This window comes from Streptomyces sp. SID9727, assembly GCF_010550605.1.
GTDB lineage: Bacteria > Actinomycetota > Actinomycetes > Streptomycetales > Streptomycetaceae > Streptomyces.
Genome location: NZ_JAAGNI010000022.1, coordinates 1 through 1110, shown reverse-complemented (window position 1 = coordinate 1110; position 1110 = coordinate 1). Strand labels below are relative to the sequence as shown.

Sequence of the window (1110 nt, the reverse complement as noted above, 5' to 3'; positions counted from 1 at the left end):
GGCTGGGGACGTAGGGCCGGCGCTCCGGCTCGGGGGCGGGCGCCGGCTCGCGGGGGGCCGGGCGGTCCTCCAGGGGCGGCGGACGGTGCACGGGGCCGATGGGTGGGACGGGTGCTGCCCCGGCCGCGGCGTCGGCGTCCTCGTCGGCGCCGAGCAGGGTCTGCGGGAGGACCAGGACGGCCTGGGTGCCTCCGTAGATGTTGCTCTGCAGCCGTACGGCGATGCCGTGCCGCCGGGCCAGCGAGGCGACCACGAACAGGCCGATGCGGCCGTCCTGGAGGAGGCGGGCGACATTGACCTGGTCGGGGTCGGTGAGCAGGGCGTTCATCCGCTTCTGCTCGTCGCCCGGCATGCCGAGTCCGCGGTCCTCGACCTCCAGGGCGAGCCCGGCGGTGACGCGCTGGGCGCGCAGCAGGACCTGGGTGTGCGGAGCGGAGAACACCGTGGCGTTCTCCACGAGTTCGGCGAGGAGGTGGATGACGTCGGCCACGGCGTGCCCGCGCAGGGTGCCGTCGATCGGGGGGACCAGCTTGACCCGGGGGTACTGCTCGACCTCGGCGATCGCCGAGCGCAGCACCTCGGTCATGGTGACCGGGTTGCTCCACTGGCGGCGGGAGACGGCGCCGCCGAGCACGGCGAGGTTCTCGGCGTGCCGGCGGATGCGGGTGGCGAGGTGGTCGACGTGGAAGAGGCCCTTGAGCAGGTCGGGGTCCTCGACCTCGTGCTCCAGCTCGTCCAGCAGCTGGATCTCGCGGTGCACGAGCGACTGGAGGCGGCGGGCGAGGTTGACGAAGACCTCGACCTTCTGGTCCTCGCCGCTGGGCTCGGAGAGCCGGGAAGCCTCGACGACCGCGACCACGGCGGCCTCCTGCTGGCGGCCCAGCTCCTGGGCCAGCAGCTCGAAGGGGTCGCCGCCGGGCGGCTGGCTCTGCGGGGCGCGGGGCACGGGCACGGGCTCGCCGTTGCGCAGCTGTTCCACGGCGCGTCGCAGTTCGGCCTGGCCCTGGGCGCTGGTCCGGCGCAGCGCGAGGCAGCGGCCGAAGACCGTGGTGGCGGCCCGGTTGGCGGCCAGGAAGGCGGCGAGGACCGCGGCGAGCGCGAGGGCGGCCG

General features: G+C 75.2%; 1 protein-coding gene. It reads right to left on the bottom strand.

The window, feature by feature from the left end; genetic code table 11:
- On the bottom strand, positions 1-1110 hold a 1110-nt coding region (locus G3I41_RS01435; protein WP_164398468.1), incomplete at both ends, for an ATP-binding protein.